Annotated in this window: 14 protein-coding genes; 5 read left to right on the plus strand and 9 right to left on the minus strand. The window is 64.5% G+C overall.

All coding sequences use genetic code 11. The features are described from left to right. Window positions 1-7: 7 nt before the first annotated feature. Together WGH93_RS08075 and WGH93_RS08080 are read right to left on the minus strand one after the other, a co-directional pair. Window positions 8-901: a DMT family transporter gene (locus WGH93_RS08075; protein ID WP_374764367.1), complete on the minus strand. Its 894-nt coding sequence runs from the start codon at window positions 899-901 to the stop codon at window positions 8-10. 137 nt (window positions 902-1,038) lie between these two features. Then, entirely contained in the window at window positions 1,039-1,773 is a 735-nt protein-coding gene (locus WGH93_RS08080; protein WP_374764368.1) for a TerB family tellurite resistance protein, read from the minus strand. A gap of 247 nt (window positions 1,774-2,020) precedes the next feature. Here WGH93_RS08080 and WGH93_RS08085 point away from each other — a divergent pair, with 247 nt between their 5' ends. Beyond that, window positions 2,021-3,160 (plus strand): beta-ketoacyl-ACP synthase III, encoded by a 1,140-nt coding sequence (locus WGH93_RS08085; RefSeq protein ID WP_374764369.1) that lies wholly within the window; start codon window positions 2,021-2,023, stop codon window positions 3,158-3,160. Between the two features lie 46 nt (window positions 3,161-3,206). On the opposite strand, the gene WGH93_RS08090 is transcribed toward WGH93_RS08085, so the two are convergent. Then, window positions 3,207-4,433 carry a GGDEF domain-containing protein gene (locus tag WGH93_RS08090; protein WP_374764370.1) on the minus strand — a complete coding sequence of 409 codons (1,227 nt, stop codon included), beginning with the start codon at window positions 4,431-4,433 and terminating at the stop codon, window positions 3,207-3,209. 248 nt (window positions 4,434-4,681) lie between these two features. Between WGH93_RS08090 and WGH93_RS08095 the strand changes: the two genes are divergently transcribed. Both WGH93_RS08095 and WGH93_RS08100 read left to right on the plus strand, forming a co-directional pair. Continuing rightward, window positions 4,682-5,068 (plus strand): MAPEG family protein, encoded by a 387-nt coding sequence (locus WGH93_RS08095; protein ID WP_374764371.1) that lies wholly within the window; start codon window positions 4,682-4,684, stop codon window positions 5,066-5,068. 122 nt (window positions 5,069-5,190) lie between these two features. Next, a complete protein-coding gene (locus WGH93_RS08100; RefSeq protein WP_374764372.1) occupies window positions 5,191-5,376 on the plus strand; it encodes a hypothetical protein in 186 nt (61 codons plus the stop codon). A gap of 98 nt (window positions 5,377-5,474) precedes the next feature. Here WGH93_RS08100 and WGH93_RS08105 read toward each other — a convergent pair whose 3' ends face one another. From WGH93_RS08105 to WGH93_RS08120, 4 genes are all read right to left on the minus strand, one after another. Beyond that, a complete protein-coding gene (locus WGH93_RS08105; RefSeq protein WP_374764373.1) occupies window positions 5,475-8,765 on the minus strand; it encodes a glycosyl hydrolase in 3,291 nt (1,096 codons plus the stop codon). A gap of 106 nt (window positions 8,766-8,871) precedes the next feature. Then, window positions 8,872-12,177 (minus strand): VPS10 domain-containing protein, encoded by a 3,306-nt coding sequence (locus WGH93_RS08110; RefSeq protein WP_374764374.1) that lies wholly within the window; start codon window positions 12,175-12,177, stop codon window positions 8,872-8,874. A gap of 48 nt (window positions 12,178-12,225) precedes the next feature. Then, entirely contained in the window at window positions 12,226-12,816 is a 591-nt protein-coding gene (locus tag WGH93_RS08115; RefSeq protein WP_374764375.1) for a PepSY domain-containing protein, read from the minus strand. A gap of 102 nt (window positions 12,817-12,918) precedes the next feature. Beyond that, window positions 12,919-14,898, minus strand: coding sequence for a TonB-dependent receptor (locus tag WGH93_RS08120; RefSeq protein WP_374764376.1), 1,980 nt, complete (start codon window positions 14,896-14,898; stop codon window positions 12,919-12,921). Between the two features lie 172 nt (window positions 14,899-15,070). On the opposite strand from WGH93_RS08120, the gene WGH93_RS08125 reads away from it, so the two are divergent. After that, window positions 15,071-17,251 (plus strand): TonB-dependent receptor, encoded by a 2,181-nt coding sequence (locus WGH93_RS08125; RefSeq protein ID WP_374764377.1) that lies wholly within the window; start codon window positions 15,071-15,073, stop codon window positions 17,249-17,251. 17 nt (window positions 17,252-17,268) lie between these two features. Continuing rightward, window positions 17,269-17,931, plus strand: a complete 663-nt coding sequence (gene tenA / locus WGH93_RS08130; RefSeq protein ID WP_374764378.1) for a thiaminase II — start codon at window positions 17,269-17,271, stop codon at window positions 17,929-17,931. 416 nt (window positions 17,932-18,347) lie between these two features. On the opposite strand, the gene WGH93_RS08135 is transcribed toward tenA, so the two are convergent. Then, window positions 18,348-18,998, minus strand: a complete 651-nt coding sequence (locus WGH93_RS08135) for a TetR/AcrR family transcriptional regulator (protein WP_374764379.1) — start codon at window positions 18,996-18,998, stop codon at window positions 18,348-18,350. Between the two features lie 224 nt (window positions 18,999-19,222). Then, complete coding sequence (locus WGH93_RS08140; protein ID WP_374764380.1) at window positions 19,223-19,729, minus strand: hypothetical protein; 507 nt, start codon at window positions 19,727-19,729, stop codon at window positions 19,223-19,225. Window positions 19,730-19,822: the final 93 nt, after the last annotated feature.

Consider the following 19,822-nt stretch of genomic DNA (forward strand, 5'->3'; position numbering starts at 1 on the left):
GAAAGACCTATTGTTCCTGTTCCAGAATGTCCCGTTCCAGCCGAACCGAGCGGCGGCTGTTGCGCAGCGTGACGATGGCCACGCCCAGCAAGGTCAGCGCACCGCCGATCACCATGCGCAGAGTCAGCGTTTCCCCCAGAAAGACAATACCATTGATGATGGCAAAAAGCGGCATCAGCAACAAATAGGGGGAGATCACGGAAACCTCGTATTTGCGCAGCAGATAATTGACCCCGCCATGGCCGATGATGGAACTGGCCACGCCACTATAGACCACCGCCACAAAGGGCACCCAGTCCGCCCCGGCCAGGGCCGCCGCCTGCCCGCTTTCCATCATCATCGAAAGCAGCGCGGACCCGCTGACCCCGGCCACCGCCACCCATGCCTGCGTGGTGGTGGCGCGCACCGCGTGAAGGCGGCGCATCAGGATGGCGGCGACGGCATAGACAAGGGCGGAAAACACCACCAGCGCCAGCGCATCCAGATAGGCAAAAACGCGCGGATCGAAGCCCAGCAGCACCACCCCGGCAAAACTGAGCGCGATCCCCGCCACCCGTTTCCAGCCCACCTGCTCGCCCAGGAACAGCACGGCCAGCAGGGTGGCAAAGGGCACATTGAGCTGGGCGGCAATGGCCACGGCGGAAATATGCTCGGCCAGCGACATGGCGACAAACACCGTGCCGAAATGCAGGAAGCCGAGCGTAAAGGCCACCAGCAGCAGATCCTTCATGCGGCCCGTCACGATTTTCAGCCAGGGCAGCAGCAGAACCAGCACCACGGTAAAGCGCAGCGCATTGGCCAGCAGGGGCGGCAGATCCTCCACCGCCAGCTTGACGGCGATGAAATTGAGCCCCCAAAGAAAATTGATCACGACCAGAAAGGCCATATCCCGGATCGCCACGGCAAAGCCCCCTTAATCCTTGTGCTCGTGATTGCCGGGCGGAAAAGGCCCGGTTCGCGGCGGGGCGCAACCGTCCGCCCCAAGGCCGGCCAAGTCAAGCGCGGAAAGATACGTGGGTGGGGTGGCGCAAAGGGGCTTCAGGCGGGCTTCGGCGCGCGGTCCCCCACGATGCGGTCATAGGCGGCGTTGATCTCCGCCACACGGTCGGTGGCCACGCGAATGAAATCGCTGGGCACGCCCGCCGCCATCAGCTTGTCGGGGTGATTGTCCCGCACCAGGCTGCGATAGCGCTTCCTGACCGTGGCCATGTCCACATCGGGGCTCAGGCCCAGCACCGCATAGGGGCTGGGCGAAACACCGGGCTGATGCCGGCTGGCGACCCGCGCGAAGCAGGCATCGGAAACGCCGAAAATTTCGGCCACGGTGGCCAGATAATCTTCCTCTTCCGGGCTGATGCGGCCATCGGCGGCGGCGATGTGGAACAGCACGTCCAGCAGGTCTTCCAGCACGGCGGGGCGATCCGCCATCAGGCGGGCGATCTGGCGGGCATAGGCATCAAAACCCGCGGTATGCTGGCGGGCCAGGTTGAACACCCGCTCCATATGCGGCACATCCGCCGGCGGCACCTGAAACACCCGCCGGAAAGCGCGGATTTCGTCCTGGGTGACCTCACCGTCGGCCCGCGCCATCTTGGCGGCCAGCGCGATCACGCCAATGGTGAAGGCCACCTTGCGGGTCGCATCCGAATCGGCGCGGAAATGGTCCACGCCCGCATCCACGGCGCCGCCCAGGGCAAGCCCCAGAAGCGCACCCAGCGGGCCGCCCATGGCCAGCCCCGCCGTGCTGCCGACAATTTTCCCCCAAGCGCTCAATCCCCCGTCTCCTTTCCGCCGCAAACCGCCATTTTAACACCATATGCGGGTGGACACTATGATGCGCGCATAACCCTGCGGTGAACAGCCGCACATGCGGCGGCGCCAAAAAAGGCGCAAACACGGCCTTGGCGTGCGCGTGCAAACCTTTTATGACTGTGCGCCCGGTTCGGCAATGATTGACCGGGTGAAGCGGGAAACAGGGCAGCGGCGCGCCGCGGCCCGCAAGCATTTGAGGGCAGATCATATGAGCGATGTGGCGATCACCGGAACCGGCCTGTTCGTGCCGGAAAATGTGCTGACCAATGAGGCCATGGTCGCCGCGTTCAATGCCTATGTGGACCGCTACAACGCGGAAAACAGCGCCGCCATTGAGGCTGGCGACCTGCCCGCCAAGCAATATTCCAGCACCGAATTCATCGAAAAGGCTTCCGGCATCAGGAAACGGCACATGATCTCCACCGAAGGGCTGGAAGATCCCGAACGGATGCGGCAGGTGCTGCCGGAAGACGTGCACGGCAAGGCGGACGGCGCCCCCAGCCTGCAAGCGGGCATGGCCCTGAAGGCTGCCCGCCAGGCGCTGGAAGCCGCCGGGCTTGAAGGCCGGGACATCAACAAGATCATCCTGTCGGCGGCGGTGGTGCAGCGCTCCTTCCCGGCTGTGGGGATCGAGGTGCAGCAGCATCTGGGCGCGGGCGGCGCGGCGGAAGACATGCTGATGGGCTGTTCCAGCGCCACCTTCGGCATCATCAACGGCTATGCCGCGATCAAGGCGGGGCTGGTGGACCGGGTGCTGATGGTCAACCCGGAAATCTTCACCACCATGGTGAATTTCACCGACCGGGACAGCCATTTCATCTTTGGCGACATTGCCAGCGCCGTGGTGCTGGAGCGGGCGGACCTGGCCAGGGACAAGCCACACTGGCTGATCCGGGACGTGAAGGAATGGACCGGCATGTCGGACAATATCCGCTCCAATTTCGGCCCCATGACCCGGTTCGAGAAAGACGGCCTGTCCCGCGCGGACAATTTCTTCGTGCAGGAGGGGCGCAAGGTGTTCAAGGAACTGCTGCCGCTGGTCACCGATTTCATTACCGACCAGATGGCGCGCAACCAGATGACCGTGGCGGACCTGAAGCGCATGTGGCTGCATCAGGCCAACATCAATATGAACAAATATGCCGCCAAGAAACTGCTGGGCCGGGAACCCACGGAAGACGACGCCCCCACCGTGCTGGACAAATATGGCAACATCGCCGGGGCCGGGTCCGTAGCGGCCTTCCACGAACGAGGCGACGGCTTCGCCACCGGTGAGCGGGGCTATCTGTGCTCCTTCGGCGCGGGTTATTCCATCGCCGGTATCCTGGTGGAGCGCGCCGGGCCCTGATCCGGGCGAAGACAGAGGCTCCGGCAGGGCCTCAAACCGCGGGGCCTCAGGCGGGCTCCATGCCCGCTGTCAACACCGGCTGGCCAAGAGGTTCCGCCGACACGACCCGGTTCCGCCCCTGTCTTTTGGCCGCGTAAAGCGCATCATCCGCCGCCCGCATCATCGCTTCCATGGACAGATGATCCCCCCAGGCGGTGACCGTGCCGATGGATACGGTAAGCGGCCAGCCCTCGTCCGCCGTATCCCGGATTGTCTCGGTCGCCCTGCGGATCGTCTCCGCCACGATGGCGGCGCCCTTTTCCGCCGTGTCCGGCAGCAGGACCGCGAATTCCTCCCCGCCTATGCGGCTGATGCTATCCTCCGCGCGGCGCCCTTCCCGCATGGCGGCGGCGAAACATTTCAGCGCCCGGTCCCCGGCGGCGTGACCGTGAAAATCATTGACCGCCTTGAAGTGATCCAGGTCCAGCATCAGCAGGGATACAGGCCGCCCGCCCCGTCGGGCCGCCGAAATCGCCATCTGCGCCACGGACACAAAAGCGCGCCGGTTGAAAAGCCCGGTCAGTTCATCCGTGGCGACAAGGCTTTGCAAGCGGTCCCGCAGTCGATCCGTGGTCATCAAAATGGTGCCATAGCCCAGCATGGACAGAACGAACATCAGGCCGACCAGGAATACCGGGTCCACCAGGTCCATGAATGTGGCCTGTGGCGGCGGGTCCATCGCCCACCAGCGGCCAAACCGGTAGCTTTGCATACAGCCGCGCAGAAACACCACGACCATCACGAAAACAAGCCCCACGGGCAGGCTGTGCCGTGTCAATTGCCTGCTGCGATGCTGCCGCAGGGCCTGCGCCAGCGTGACCAGCGTGCCGAAGGACATCAGCGCCACCGCCGCCGCATAGACCAGCGTTCGCGCCCGGACACCCTGATCGGTCAGAACGAAAACGGAAAACACCGCCATCGCGATCAGCGGCAGGCCCAGCGCCACCGGCAACAGGCGCGGTGTGTACACATCCCAAAGCCGCGCCATGGCAATCCAGATCAGGCCGGGGCCCACAAGAAAAGTGGCGTTGGGCAACAGGATTCCCAGATCGGGGTCCAGCATGTCGCGCACCCAGAACACCACCAGCCCGAAAGCGGACAGGCCAAATGCCGCCGCGATCCCGCCAAGCCCGCGCACCCCGCGATTGCCCAGATAATGAACCCCAAGCGCCAGCGCGGCGAGCAGCAGCGTTACGGAGGCCGCGAAAAACATGGACTGAGCGTGCAATGACATGAAGGCGATCCTGACAACTTCCCCTTTATCCGCCTTTACCATGGCGCGGGGCATGATGCCATGCCCGCCGGACTGACTTTTGCCAGATTTCAGGGGCGCGCCTGCCGGGGGGTATCCCGCCGGCAACAATCGGCATACCGGCCCATGCGGGATCGGGCCGGGTATCTTGTGGCACCGCGCGGAACGGCGTAGGGTTTTCATCGGTAAAGCGGGCGGCGCCCCCGTCCGCCCCAGGGGAGGGCCTACACATGACCACCGATCTGACCATGCTGTTCCTGAGCACCATTCTGTATTTCGTGCTCATCATCATTCCCGCTTATGAGGCGATCCGGCGCAATGGCCGCGCGGCACAGGCGGGGCCACGGGATGACCTGCCACCGCCCAGCACGTTCAATCTGCGCGCCACCCGGCTGCATCAGAACATGCAGGAAAACCTGCTGATCTTCGCCGTTCTGGTGCTGACCGCCCATGTGGCCGGGGTTCAGACCCCTCTGACAATGCTGGGCGCCCAGGTTTTCTTCTATGCCAGGGTCATTCATGCGGTGATTTATCTGGCGGGCTGGCCCTGGGTGCGCCCGCTGGCCTGGCTGGCGGGCGTGATCGGGATGGTGCTGGTAGCCCTGCCAATGGTCTGAGGCCGGGCAGGGAAAACACAATTCTGTCATTGTCGCCAACGAGCCCTTGCGTCTGGGCGGCGATGCGAGTCAATCTGGGGGTGGTGCCGGGTACCCATGGTAGAAAGTAGAGGAGGCTCACAATGAGCGCACTCGGAAGTATCGGCGCACAGGCTGCAACCCAACAACTGGCAAGCGCGCAGGCCAATACCGGCCACGGCAACACGGCTCAGGCCGCGTCTTTGCAGTCTGACTCCAATCAGTCCACGAGCCAGGTTCAGGCCGCCGCCGGTGAGGGCAAGGGCCAGAATCTGGACATCAAGGCCTGACCACAGGGTACCCCTTAAGGGAATGAGAAAAGCCCCCGCCGCTGCCTGCGGCGGGGGCATTTTCGTGCCGGGAATCGTTCCGGCTTTGGGGCGCCCCCCTATTTCAGTTCGGGGGAACGGCCCGGTGTCCAGGGCGCGCCCATGGCATTCATGCGCGCCTCGAAAGCGGCCAGGTCGGCGCTCAGTTCTTCAAGGCGGGCCAGTTCGCCGGTCAGTTCGGCGCGGGCGATGTCATGGGCCTGCCGGTGCAGGTCGGTCACCGGCTGCTGGCTGTACCAATGACCGAACACGATGCTCTGCACCCGCTGACGGATGGAGAAGGGCACCGGTTCATTGGTTCCGGCAATCACACTGTCCCCGTTCACCGCGCGATCAATGGCGGTGAGCCGGTCCCGAAGCCCCTGATGCGCCTTGAAGCTGGCCTCACCCGCTTCCGGTGTGCGGGTCAACGCCTTGCCCAGATGCTTCAGGCGGCTGTCCAGATCGTCGATCATGCCACGGGCGCCATCCAGCGCACGGGAAAGCGCCGCCGTTTTCTGCTGGAACGCCTTCAGCCCGGCGCGATCGTCCGTCACCAGGCCGCCGCGATCCAGCGGGGTCAGGTCAAAGCTCCGGCTGTCGCCCATGGGGGTCAGCTCGCCGCCCCGGCGCACCGCCATGGACACGCTGTAAGTGCCGGGCGTGGCCAGCGGCCCCACGGGGTCCGGCAACCAGCTTGGCCGGTCGGCGGCGTTCAGTTCCACCTTGTCCGGCGCGGGGTGGCGCATGTCCCAGGCCACACGGTGCACGCCTTTGGTGGCGGGCCCGATAATGCGCCGCACCACCGCCCCGTCCGCATCGCGCACGGTCAGCACCATTTCGGGCGCGGGTTCCGTCGCCTCCGCGCGCAGGGTCTCGTCGCTGGGATAGGGGTTGTCCCCGCCCTCCTTGGCGCGCTTGCGCTCGGCCTCGCGGCGGCGCTCCTTTGCTGTGGTCCGGCTTTCCGGCAGATAATAGGTGAACACCGCACCATAAGGCGGGTTTTCAGCGGTGTAGAAGTCATCACCCTGACTGCCCTTTTCGCCGCCGCCAACGCGGTCATCCTTCATATAGATCAGGGCGTCCTTCACCGGGAACAGGGTGGCATCGCCGGATGCCAGTGCCTTGGGGTCGGCCTTCAGCGGGCGGTAATCATCCAGGATATAGATACCGCGCCCGAAGGTGCCCACCACCAGATCGTTTTCCCGGCGCTGGATTTCCAGATCCCGCACGGCGATGGTGGGGAAATTGCCGGTCAGCTCATGCCAGGTCTCGCCGCCATCGCGGGTGAAATGCAGGCCGAATTCGGTGCCCACGAACAGCAGATCCGGGTCGTCATGGTCCTGCACGATGGTATGGGCGGACCCCCGCTCCGGCAGGTTGCCGGTGATCAGATCCCAGTCCTTGCCGCGATTGTCACTGCGCAGCACATAGGGCGCATAGTCCCCCTTCTTGTGGTTGTCCATGGTAGCATAGACCACGTCCGGGTCGTGGAGGGAGGGGAACACATCGCTCACATAGGTCATGTCCGGCACGCCATCGAAATCGGTGACTTTGCGCCATGTCTCGCCGCCGTCCTCGCTGATCCCGACCACGCCGTCATCGGAGCCGGTATAAAGAAGCCCCGGCTCCAGCGTGCTTTCCTCCACCGCGATCAGGCTGCCATACATGGACGTGCTGTCATTCTTGGCCACCGCATCGACGGACCAGACACGGCCCATCACGTCCAGCCTGTTGCGGTCGAGCTGGCGGGTCAGATCGGGGCTGACGGCCTGCCAGCTTGAGCCCATATCGGTGGAGCGGAACAGCTTTTCCGCGCCGTAATACAGGGTCTTGCGGTCGTGCGGGCTGATCAGCAGCGGCGTGTTCCAGTTGAACTTGAATTCCTTTTCGCCGCTGGCGGGCTGGGGCGCGATATAGGTGCGCTCCCCCGTGCGCCTGTCGAACCGGGCCAGGCCACCATACTGATACTGGGCATAGATGATGTTGGGGTCCACCGGGTCGATCTGCGGCTCGTAACCGTCCCCGCCCAAAATCAGCCGCCAGTCCGCATTGGTGATGCCGTGCACGCTGGTGGTGCGCGACGGGCCGCACATGGAATTGTTGTCCTGCGTGCCGCCGCACACATTGTAGAAGGGCTCGGCATTGTCCGGCTCCACCCGGTAGAACTGGGTGATGGGCAGATTGCGCACATGGCGCCAGCTATTGCCCCGGTCATGGCTTTCATAAATGCCGCCATCGCCACCGATCACCAGATGGGCGGTGTTGTCCGGGTCGATCCACAGCGCATGATCGTCCACATGGCGGGTTTTGGTGCTCAGGCGCGACCAGGTCTTGCCGCCGTCCTCGCTCACCTGTGTCCAGGTATCCAGCGAATAAACGCGGTCGGGATTTTTCGGGTCCACCACCAGTTCATTGTAATATTGCGGGCTGGTGGTCATATGGCCGGAGCGCTTCTCGAAGCTGGCCCCGAAATCGGTGGACCGATACACCCCTTTGGCTTCTCCCTCGGCCTCGACGATGGCATAAATCGTATCCGGTGCCGACGGTGCCATGGCGAGCCCGATCCGGCCCAGATCGTTCTTGCCCTTCACGGTGGCCGTCACGTCATCCCAGGTTTTGCCGCCGTCCGTGGTGCGGTGAATGCCGCTGCCGGGGCCGCCATTGATCAGCGTCCACACATGGCGGCGGCGCTGATAGGTGGAAACCACCATGCTGTCCGGGTCGTTCGGGTTCACCACGATTTCGTTCACGCCGGTATGGGCATCGATCTCAAGAATGCGGTCCCAGGTCTCGCCGCCGTCCGTGGTCTTGTACAGGCCGCGATCGCCGCCCTTGTTCCACAGCGGCCCCTGCACGGCCACGACCACCGTGTCATGGTCTTGCGGGCTGATCCAGATATCGGAAATATGGCCGCTGTCCTTCAGGCCCATATGCTCCCAGCTTTTGCCGCCATCCAGTGACCGGTACACCCCGTCGCCATAGCCCACGCTGCGTTGGGCGTTGTTTTCGCCCGTGCCGAGCCAGACAATATCCGGGTTGCCGGGCGCCAGTTCCACCACGCCCAGCGCATAGGACCCGTGATTGTCGAAGATCGGCGACCAGGTGGTGCCCGCATTGTCGGTCTTCCACAGATTGCCTGAAGCCACGGCGACGAAATAGCGATGCGGCGCGCCCGGCACCATGGCGAAATCGGAAATCCGCCCGCTGGTGAGCGCCGGGCCGATATTGCGCAGCTTCAGGCCGGCCAGCGGGTGGCTGTCATCGGCACGGGTGGCGGGCGCTGGCGCGGCGGCCAGGCCGGCGGCCAGTGCCAGCAGGGCGGTACCGCGCGCAAGCGCGGGCAGCAAAGTGCGAGCTTTGAACGTCATGATGATTTCCCCCTCTTGATCCCTGTGACCAGCCTTGATCCCTTTGGCCAGCCCCTGGGCTATGCAAAAGGCCCGGCCACCCATATGGCCGGGCCCCGCGATCGTCTTACTGTTCCAGCGCCAATGGCGCCTGGGACAACAGCCCCACACCGGCACTGGCCGCCGCATCCCGCAGGGACGGCAGATCCTCGCTCAGAACCCGGTTCAGATCGCCGGTCACGGTCTCCAGCGTCCGCTCGGCGCGCCCGATCTGGTCAAGCGCGGCCTCGCTTGGCCGGTCATAGGTGGAGCCCACATAGAACTGCGCCAGCCCCAGCCTGTCGGCCACCTTGTCCTGGCTATAGACGATGCCCACCGTCTTGGGCGGCACGCGGAAACGCTTTTCAAGCTCTGTCAGCGTCTTTTTCAATGCCTTGGCCGACTCGGACAGCTCATCCAGCGTCTCGTCTTCGCCGTCGTCCTTCCGGGCATCCTTGATCAGGGTCATCAGCGTGCCGATATCCCGGCGTGCCTGCGTGATCCGCTCAAGCCCGGCCACCATGGTGCGCTGCATGTCCTGAAGGCGCAGCAGCGTGGCGTGATTGGCTTCCATGGCCGCGCGGTCATATGGTGTGCGCGGGTCCTTAAGCACACGGGCTTCAGCCGTTTCGGTGATGTCGTCAAAGGACATCTCCACGCCATAGGTGCCCGGCAGCACTTCCGGCCCGGCGGGCAGCGTGCCGTCCTCGTTCGGCTTGGCGGGCGGCGCGCGGCGCACACCGTCCCGGCGCATGTTCCAGACCACCCGGTTGAGGCCCTGATGCACGTCCGCCTTGAAGGTGCGGATCACGGTGCCCTCATTGTCCTTGACCTTGACGGTCACCTTTTTCGCGTCCTCATCCTTTTTGGCCTTTTCATCGCCCGCGTCGTCATCGCTTTCCGGGTCGGCCTTTTCCGTATCCTCGTCCCCCGCGAAGCGGCGGGCCTTGATACGGCGGGCGCGGTCCTGCTCCGGGTCCGGGTGGGTCAGATCATCGCCGGATGCCATGAAGGTGAGCATGACGCCGTAAGGTTCATTGTCGGCCCGGAACTCCCCGGAGCCGGGGAAGCGGTTATTGGGGGTCTGGTTCGGGTCGTATTGCTGGCCATTGGTCACGGACAACAGCTTGAAGCGCTCATCGAAATCGTCCGCGTCCAGCCCGCGAAGCGCGCTGTAATCGTCGATCACATAAATGGCGCGGCCATGGGTGCCCAGCACCAGATCGCTTTCGCGCTGCTGGATCGCCATATCCCGCACGCTCACCGTGGGCACGCCCTCGGTCCATTTGGTCCAGTCATCGCCGCCATTGAAGCTGACCCAAAGGCCGAATTCGGTACCGAGGAAGATCAGATCCTCGTCCACCACATCCTGGCGCACGCTCTGGGCATAGCCCTTGACCGTATCGTCATTGATCCGGTCCCAGTCATCGCCAAAATCGCTGACGCGGAAGGCATAGGTGCCCATGTCCCCCCGGCGGTGATCGTCCACAGTGATGAAGGCGGCCTCCACGTCATGGGGGGACGGCTGGATCATCTCAACCCAGGCCCCGTCCGGCGCGCCGGACATATCGTCCTCCACGCTGTCCCAGCTTTCCCCGCCATCGCGGGTCACATGCACGCGGCCATCGTCCGTGCCCACCCAGATGACATTCTCATCCAGCGGGCTGGGCGAGATCACGGTGATGGCGGTGTAATTTTCCGCCGCCGTCACATCGGGGGTCAGGCCGCCGCTTTCGGTGAAGGTCTGCTTGTCCGGGTCATTGGTGGTCATGTCCGGGCTGATCACCTGCCAGGTAACACCCCGGTCGGTGGATTTGTGCACGAACTGGCTACCATAATAGATCGTCCCCGCGTCGTGGGGGGACTGGGCAAAACCCGAATCCCAGTTGAACCGCAGGGTCACGTCATCGGCGGGCGGATTGGGCCGGATCAGCCGCATTTCGCCGGTATCCAGATTCCAGCGATACAGATTGCCGCCCTGGCTCATGGCATAGCCGCGGCGGGAGTTTTCCGGGTCCGGGATGGTGTCGAACCCGTCGCCAAAGGCCACTTCCTGCCAGTGCAGATTGCGGATGCCGCCGTTTTCGAACACCTCCGCCGGGCCGCGCCAGGAACCGTTGTCCTGCAAGCCGCCATAGACGTGATAGGGGTGATCATTGTCCACCGCCACGTGATAGTACTGGGCCAGCGGCAGATTGCGCACGAAACGGAAGGTCTCCCCCTTGTCGCGCGAAATGGCCAGCCCGCCATCATTGCCATCGATGATATGGCGCGGATCGTTCGGATTGATCCAGAAGGCGTGATTGTCGATATGGATGGTGTTGGCGGGCGCGCAGCAGTCAATGGCGGGGATGTATTCGAACGTCCTGCCGCCATCGATGGACAGCTTCACCCGCGAGCCCACGCGGTACACCCGGTTGGGATCGCGCGGGTCCACCTTCAGGTCATTGTAATAGAAGGGCCGGTCATTGATGTCATGCTCGGCATTGACCGTCCGCCAGCTTTCCCCGCCGTCGTCAGAGCGGATGAGCGCGCTCTTCTCGGCCTCCACCAGGGCATAGATGCGATTCGGATCGGCCTCGGAAATGGCGAATTCGGATCGGCCCAGCGTGCCTTCCGGCAGACCGTCCTCCTCCGTCAACTGATGGAAATTCTCGCCGCCGTCATGGGTCACATACAGCCCGCTGCCCGGCCCGCCGGACTTGAAATACCAGGGCCAGCGGCGGAACTGCCACATGGACACGAACAGCTTGTTGGGATTGCCGGGCACCATTTCAATGTCCGTGGCGCCGGTGCTGTCATTCACATACAGGATTTTCTCCCAGCTTTCGCCGCCATCGGTGGTCTTGTACACACCACGGTCCTTGCCGTCCCCCCACAAGGGGCCGAGCGCCGCCGCATAAGCGATATCGGGATTGTCCGGGTGCAGAACGATGCGGTTGATCCGCTCCGTCCCCTCAAGGCCCACGGACTGCCAGGTCTTGCCGCCGTCCAGGGACTTGAACGCCCCGCAGCCGACCGAGGTGGAGTTGCGGGTGTTGCCCTCCCCCGTGCCGACCCAGACAATATCGGGATTGTCCTGATTGATCGCCACCGAGCCGATGGAGGCACAGGGCATGTCATCGAACACCGGCGCCCAGTTCAGGCCGCCATTGACCGACTTCCACACGCCGCCCGTGGCCGCACCCACAAAGATGGTGCCCGGATCATCCGCCACCGCGTCAATGGCGGCGATCCGGCCGGACATGCCCGCCGGGCCGATACTGCGCGCCTTCAGGCCCGCCAGCAGGCTGCCATCCACCGCATCGGCCAGCGCGGGCGCCCCGGCCAGCCCGGCCATGGCCACACCGGCCATCAATGGCCGCAGAAGCTGTCTTGAAAACTGTTTGATCATCTGATCCCCCCTTGAGCGCCCGTCAGACGCCATAGTGTTCATACCCAGTCACTCCGCCGCCCGGCGCTCCACCGGCCCGGCCCTTTGCGATCCGGCCCCTTGCGACATGGCCGCTCGCCGTGCCCGACGCTTGCGCCGTTTCTGCCACCGCTTCACATGGGGCAGGAAAAACAGATACAGGCCGGTGCACCATAATACCAACAGCGCCACCCCCACCGGCAGAAACAAGCCCAGCTTCGTCCAGTCGGCGAAATAACTGCCGTCGTGCAGTGCCTCAATCACATCCGACCGGCGCCGGGCCACTTGCAGCACGGTGCCGGTGTGGGTATCCACCTGCACTTCCATGCCGCTTTCACTGACGAACTTGACCATGCCCTTGCCGGGCTTGAAATCCACGCGGTCCAGATCGACCCAGCGGTCTATGCCGGCCCCTTCCACACTGCGGGCCGCATCCAGAAGGCGTTCCATCGATATGACGGGCTGCCCGGTGCTCACCCCCCGCTGGCTGGGTGGCTGAATCCAGTCCACATCCTTTTTCAGCATCAGCAGCAGGCCCGCCACGATCATCAGGCCAAGCGGCAAGGCGATGAGGATGGACGCCCAATGATGGATTTTCCTGAGCAGAACCTGTGGCTTCAATGCGATGCTCCCCCCGACATGGCGGCCTACTGTATAGGGCCCCGCATCATGCTCAACCAATCTTAGGTTTAGGCCCCGCCCGCAGGCAAGCCTTATCGGTTGTCAGAAACCGAAATCCAGCCCCGCCCGCACGACCCGCCCCGCGGCGGGAAGGCCGCTTTGCGGCAGCACCAGTTTGTCGAACAGATTGTCGGCCCTGAGATAAAGCGTCGCAGGCCCTGCGCCCGGCGTCCAGCGCGCCGCCATATCCAGTGTAACCGCCCATGGCAGCGGTTGCAGGGTGCCAAACCGGTCCGGTGAAAAGGCCCGCCCCCGCACCTGTACGCCCAGCGCCAGTTCCAGGCGCTCATGGGGCCTGATCGTGGCATCGACCCGGCCCAGCCAGTCCGGTCGTTCCACCAGCTTGCGGCTGCCCGCGGCGGTGAGCGTGTCCCGGCGCGGCGCCATCCAGGTCATGTGGCCCTGTATGCTGGCAAAGGTCGCCGGTTGCCAGCGCCCGTCGATCGTCACCCCCGCCACCCGGCTGCCGGACAGGTTCACCCGCTGGCGCAGCAAGCGCCCGTCCCGGCGCACGAACCGCTGGTCGATGGTGTCGTCGGTCAGGGCGAGAAAGGGTATCAGGTCCACACGCAGGTCACGGCTTTCATAGCGCGCCACCAGTTCGATCTGATTGACCCGCTCCGCCTTCAGGTCGGGGTTAAGCAGGAAACGGTCCAGCGCCGCGGAAAACAGCTCCCGCATGGTGGGCATCCGCGCCTTCGTGGCCAGCCCCAGCTTCACCGACCAGGGACCATCCGGCCGCCAGGCGAGCGAGAGGGTGCCCCCCGGCTCGCTGAAGGCATCCCCGCCCGGTCGCCCCGCCGTGGCAGTGGGGTTCAGACTGTCTATGACGACCCCGGCGCTGAGCCGCCAATGCGCCCCAATATCGCGTGCCGCCTCCAGCCCGGCGCTGACGAGCCAGTGGGTGAACACCTCTTCCCCGCCGGGCGGTGTTTCCACCCGGCGGTGGCGGCTGTGCAGGGCGGACAGGCTGGCATCCAGCGACCAGCGGTCCGTCTCCAACCCGGCAATGATCCGGCCGCCAAGGCTGCGGTCCCGGTCCTGCTGGCGGGTATCCAGCACCGCCAGGTCCGGGCCATCGAAACTCAACGTGGTCTGCTCCGCCACCTGTCGCCACAGCGCCGTTTTCACCCGCCAGTCGCCCCGGTCTAGGCCGTGGGACAGCACCCAGATCGCCTGCCGGTCCCGCGGCAGACGCCAGAAACGCGCCTCATCCGGCGGGCGGTCCCCTTCCGGCGCCACGCCGCGATCCCGGTCCACCAGCAGATAGCTGGCGGCGAAGCGGCCCCAGTCCGCATCCGTCAGTTGAAGCCGGGCCAGTCCCCCTGCCCGTTCCCGATCCGTATTGAAGCGCAGCCCCCCGGCCTCCGGCGTGAAGGGCAGATCGACGCCATCCGGCAGCGGCATCCCGTTCTGGCGGCGATAGCTGCCCGCCAGCGTCAGGCCCACGGCCCCGGCCCTCGCCGTCAGGCCGCCACGGGTCAGAAATGCGCCGCCGCTGCCCCGTTCCGCCAGAAAACGGCCTGATTCCAGCCCGTTTGCCGACAGCGCGGGAGCATCGGGCAGCAATTCCACCGCGCCGCCCGTGGTATTGGCGCCGTACAGCACGGATACCGGCCCGCTGGTCACCCGCATACCCGCCAGCCCCGCCACCGGCACGCGGGACAGGTCCAGCCGATTGTCCCACGGCACATTGATGGGCGCCCCGTCGAAATAGGCGGCCACCTGCCGCTCCCCGGTGCCGCGCAGAAACAGCAGGGTCTGCCCCCGGCTGTTGGTCTGCACCAGCGCCGCCGGGGCCAGAGCCAGCGCATCGCCCATGGACCGTGGCCGCACGGCGGCAAAGCCGGACCGATCGATCCGCACGCTGCTGCCCTGATCGGTGGCGGACCGGATGGGTGTGCCGGTCACGGGGATGGTTTCCACCGACCCCAGGGCGGCGGGCGGCGGGCACAGGGCACCGGAACCCAGCACGCCGAGGGCACCGACAGCCAATTGAATCGGGCGGAATAATGCGACCATGCCCCCGGCCTTACGCCAGAAACATACCCCTGACAAGATTCCGCTACGCGACGTTTTGACATTCCCCGATCCCCCTGTTAAAGAGCGCGGCAGGGGTGCTGCCCGGACAAGCGGGCGGCTGAGAACATACCCTTTGAACCTGACGGATAATGCCGACGTAGGGAGACAATTCATGACCTTGTTTTATCGCCCCGCCTTTGCAGGCGCGGGCCTTTTCCTTTTGAGTGCCACAGCCCTGACGCCCCCCGGTTTCTTCGGTGGCGCAGCGCAGGCGAACGCCCCCGAAACACCGGAAGAAATCACCGTGACCGCGCGGGGCCGGGCCGAAAAGCTGGGCGACCTGCCGGACAGCGTAAGCGTCTTCACGCAGCGCGCATTGCGGGACCGGCGCATCACCACGGTCAACGCCATCACCGACCATACCGCCGGTGTCTATATGATCGACGATCAGGACTTCGGCACCAATCTGATCACCGTGCGGGGGGTGTCCACCAACCGTCAGCAGGCGCCGTCCATCGGCTATGTGACGGACGGCGTGCAACTGGCGGACAGCGAGCTGTTCACCCGTCCACTTTATGACGTGGCGCAGGTGGAGGTGCTGAAAGGCCCGCAGGGCGCCCTGTTCGGGCGCAGCGCCATTGCCGGGGTGTTCAATGTGACCACCCGACAGCCCGAATCCGAGCCCTCCGGCTATGTGCAGGCGGGTATCGGCACCGGCCTCACATGGCGGCTGGAAGGGGCCGCGGGCGGCGCCCTGTCGGACAAGGTGGCAATCCGCGCTTCCGGCCTTGTGATCGACAGCAACGGCTTCCGCCGCAATACCTTTCTGGATAAGAAGGTGGATGGCTTTGAAAGCCTGAATGGCCGGGTGCAACTGCGTGCGGAACTGACGGACGCCCTGACCGCCACCGCCAAGATCAGCGTGCTGGACGAGCGCGGCGGGGCCGCCTTCATTTCCAGCGGCAATGTGACCGGCGATTTCGGCGGGCGGCTGGCGGGCGATGCGCTGACCCGCCCCTTTGGCGATTTCGAAGGCCGCGCCAACCGGGATTGGATACAGGGCTCGCTCAGGCTGAACTGGACTGTGGCGGGCGGCACGCTCAGCAGCGTCACGGCCCACGATTCCTATGACAAGGATTTCATCGAGGAACTGGACTTCCGCAATGACACGCCGATCACCCTGTTTGGCGCGCCCCTGTTCCCGAACGGAATCCAGCCCATCAGCCAGCCGGTCAGCCTGGACGTGACCACCCAGGAAGTGCGCTATACCAGCGATGACGACAGGCCGATCCGCTTCATTGTGGGCGGCTTTTATCAGCGCATCGAAAAGGACCGGGTGGACGATTTCGGCCCGCTGCTGTTCGGCGCCCCCGCCCCGCGTTTCGAAACACGCACCGATCAGTTCGCCGCCTTCGGCCAGATCACCGCGGACCTGACCGAGCGGCTGGAGCTGAATGCGGCGCTGCGCTATGACCGGGGCGAAAAGGATCAGAACACGAAGGTCAATGCCACGGACGCCCTGATCGAGGCGCGCTCCGAGACCTTTGACAAGGTGCAGCCCAAGCTCAGCCTGTCCTATGATCTGGATGGCGGGCACATGCTCTATGCCACCGCCGCGCTCGGCTTCAAGCCGGGGGGCTTCAATGTGCCGCCGGGGCCGGGAGACATCCAGCAGGCCGTCTTCCCCTCGGAAGAGACGGGAACCCTGGAAGCCGGGGCCAAGCTGCGCTTTCTGAACGGTCGGGCACGGCTGAATCTGGCGGGCTTCATCACCGATTATGACAATTTCCAGGCTACGATCTTTCTGAACGGGGTGAACACCGTGCTCAGCGTGGACCGGGTGGAGGTAAAAGGGCTGGAAGTGGACGGCTTCCTGCAACTGAACGATGCCCTGAGCCTGGATGCCAATGCCGCCATCACCGACAGCACGATCAAGAACTTCGTGGCGCCCAACCCCCTCAACTCCGCCGAAACGGTGGACTATAGCGGCAATCGCACGCCGTCCGCCCCGCGCTTCCAGATCAATGCGGGGGTTCAGTGGCAGCGGGATGTGGGGCCGGGCCAGCTTATGGTGCGGGCCGATTATCACCATGTGGGCCAGGTCTTCTTTGAAGTGGACAATGTGCTGTTCACGCCGGATCGGGGTTTTGCCGACCTGCGCGCCAGTTTCACCGCCGGGTCCACCGAATTTTCTGTCTGGGCGAAAAATATCACGGACAAGCGCTGGGCCATTTCCGCCTTTGGCCAGACGCAGTTGGCGCTGCTTCAGGGGCTTGGGCCGGGCGGGCCGTTCGACAGCTTCACCATCAATCGCGGGCGGCGTATCGGCGTCAACATCCGTCAATCTTTCTGATCGGGGAGAGATAAGCCATGAGCTTTTGCAAAACCATCTGGGCGGAAGCCGCGCCACTGCGTGAGACCATCCGCACCATGCCCTTCAACCGGGAACTGGCCGATGGCACGCTGCCGCAGGCCACGTTCCAGCATTACATGCTTCAGGATTCGCTTTATCTGGAATCCTACAGCCGGGTGCTGTCCATATTGTCGGCCCGCGCGCCGGAAGTGGACATGATGCTGGAATTCGCCGATGCCGCCAAGATCGCGCTGGTGGTGGAACGGGAACTGCACAACGGCTTTTTCGAGAAATTCGGGCTGAATGCGGAAACCGTTGCGGCGGCAAGGCCCACCCCCACTACGCACACTTACTGCAACTATCTTCTGGCCAAAGCCTATGGCAGCCCGTTCGCCGAGGCCGTGGCCGCCATTCTGCCCTGCTTCTGGGTGTACCGGGAAGTGGGGCTGGACATCCACGAAAAGGCCGCCAGCGAGCATCCCTACCGCGCCTGGATCGACACCTATGCGGACACGTCCTTTTCCGATGCGGTGGACCGCATGATCGCCATTACCGACCGCGTGGCCGCCGCCACCACACAGGAAGGTCAGACCGCCATGTCAGACGCCTTCCTGACCTGCACCCGGTTCGAATACATGTTCTGGGACGCAGCCTGGCGCCGGGAAACCTGGCCACTCTGACCCGCCCCGGTCAAAAGGCGTGAGCACAAATCCATCTCTTGGTCGCGACCGCGCCCCACCCATACTGACGTTGCCCCTACCGCCATCCCGCACACACGGCAGCGCCGGAGGCCACGACCGTGGCCCGCCGCCCATGCGGCGCCCTCGCGGAGCCGCAGCGCGAAGCGCTCAGGCGTGAGCGGTAACAAACCCTACCGGTGCTGCCACACGGCAGCGCCGGAGGCCACGACCGTGGCCCGCAGCCCATGCGGCGCCCCCGCGGAGCCGCAGCGCGAAGCGCTCAGGCGTGAGCGGTAACAAACCCTACCGGTGCTGCCACACGGCAGCGCCGGAGGCCACGACCGTGGCCCGCCGCGAGTGCGGCGCCCTCGCGGAGCGCGCGCGACAGCGCGCTTGCGTGAGCGAAAACAAACCAATCAGGGCCTTAAGGCCCTGATTGTATCCTCAAGATGGTCAATCAGGCGGTGTGCCTGGTCGCCGCTGAGCGCCCCGGTCATATGGTTGAACGCCATGCCTTCCATCAGATTCTGCGTCAGGGTGAGCGCCAGATCGAAGCGCTCCCGGTCCCGCCGCCAATGGGGGAACAGGTCTTCCGCCAATTGCCGCCATATCTTGTGAAAGGCATCCTTGCGGGGCTGAAGCACGGCCCGCAGCCCCTCATCGGTTCGCGCAGCCACGGTCAGTTCATAAAAGGCGATGAAATAGGGGTGGTTGACCTGCTCCCAGTAGCGGTCCAGCACGGCCCGCGCACCATCCGGGCCGGGTGTGACACTTTCAACCATTGATCGAAACGCCCTTAACCGCCGGCCGTGAAGATAGTCTATCACGCCGGTGATCACCGTGAGTCGGTTGGAAAAATGGTGCATCATGGCACCGCGCGACAAACCCGCCTTTTCCGCGATACGGGGCGTGGTGATGCCGGCATACCCTTCTTCCAGCAGAACCTGTATGGCGGCCTTGATGATCCGTTCGCGCGTCAGGGCGCTTTTGCGCGCCTGCGGCCCGGCATCTTCGGGCAGGTCGGAAGGAAGGGGCATGACTGCACCGGGGGAAAAAGCCTCATCCATGTGACCGTCTCCGAACGCGGATTCAAACGGCGGACAAGGCCGCCATCGGCAACACACCCGCCCACGGGTAAAGGCGGCCCATGAAGGCCCTGACGCGGGTACGTGTATTTTTATAGCAAGCTATTGTTTTGATTGTCGATGGATAAGTGCAATTGAATGCAGAACACACGCGGGCCGCGTTTGCTGGCCGTGCGCCCGATGATCATACCCCGGTGCCGCGCCCCTTAGCGCTGCATGTTGAAGACGGCTTCCTGGGGGTTGAGCTGAAAGCCCAGCAGCACTTCATAATCATAGCGGCGGGCCTGCTCGATGGTGGGGATGTGCTGGCGCACCGTCTGCTTGGCGGTGGCGCGGCCCTTACCGTCAAAGGTCAGCACGGTTTCAAACCGCTTCTTGGAGACGATGCGGGCATTGTCTTTCACCACGGCAACGAAATAAGGCACCGTGATCGTGCGGCCCTCCATCGCCGGGCCAGCCGTGGCCGCGATTTCGAAACTGACGGAGGCATCCACGTCATCGCCCTGATCGCACTGGCTGGTCACGCCCATGATACTGGCGGTGAAAATCTCGTTCGATGCGCTCGGCTCATTATCGACGAAACGGGTCATGGTCCCCGCATCCCCCACCACGGCCACCGCCGGGCAGCGGGAAACCACCACTTCCAGCGGATTCTTGTTGCAGGCGGCCAGCAGCAGGGCCAGCAGCATCAGGGCAGAGAGTCGCACGGACATGAACAGCCTTTCCGTAACACATGCATCGGGCGGCCCAGGCTCCGAAGTGCGGAACCCGGCGGGCCGGACGGCGCCGGATCATAGGGTCTGTAC

Source organism: Yunchengibacter salinarum, assembly GCF_037658235.1.
GTDB classification, from domain to species: Bacteria; Pseudomonadota; Alphaproteobacteria; order Sphingomonadales; family Kordiimonadaceae; genus Yunchengibacter; species Yunchengibacter salinarum.